This is a genomic window from Eubacterium ramulus, from assembly GCF_003122485.1.
GTDB classification, from domain to species: domain Bacteria; phylum Bacillota; class Clostridia; order Lachnospirales; family Lachnospiraceae; genus Eubacterium_I; species Eubacterium_I ramulus_A.
On the sequence record NZ_JRFU01000266.1, the window covers coordinates 1 to 596 of the forward strand.

Annotated in this window: 1 protein-coding gene; it reads left to right on the forward strand. The window is 39.3% G+C overall.

Annotated features, from left to right (window positions below; all coding sequences use genetic code 11):
* The first annotated feature begins 259 nt into the window (after positions 1-259).
* Positions 260-571 (forward strand): pyridoxamine 5'-phosphate oxidase family protein, encoded by a 312-nt coding sequence (locus tag LG34_RS16460; protein WP_109217037.1) that lies wholly within the window; start codon positions 260-262, stop codon positions 569-571.
* Positions 572-596: the final 25 nt, after the last annotated feature.

Here is a 596-nt window from a genome sequence, read left to right on the forward strand (position 1 = left end):
ATTGCATGACGCGCACCTCGCAACAAGAATGCCGGAGCATTCTTGAATAGTTTGAACGCAGGTTGCAAAGCGACTATGTTCATGAGAAAGTAGCAAAATTGGATTGCGAATGTCCGCTTTACTGGCGGATTCTGTACGAAAACAGTTAATAGTGATTCATAAATGAAATTGTTGCGATAAGACAAAATGCCCTGTAGATTGTTCTATTCTATAGGGCATTTTAGTGATAAAATCAGAGCAGGAGAAAGGTGTCGGGGTTATGGAATATTTGAAAATGCTGGTTGAGGAATTTCATTCAACGACAGTGGCAACATTGGGTGAAGATGAACATCCGCAGACGCGTGTCATCGACATGATGCATTATGAGGATGATGGTGTTTATTTTTTAACCGCCCGCGGAAAAGCATTTTATCAACAGCTGATGGAACAAAAGTATATTGCGGTGTCTGCAACAAAGGATAAAAAAGCAATCTCATTGCGTGGTAAAGTGAAAAATATCGATTCGGAAAAATTAGATATTTTATTTGAAAAGAATCCATATATGAAACAGATTTATCTCAGTCTGAGTTGAGACTCCCACTTCTGCAAGTGGTGAG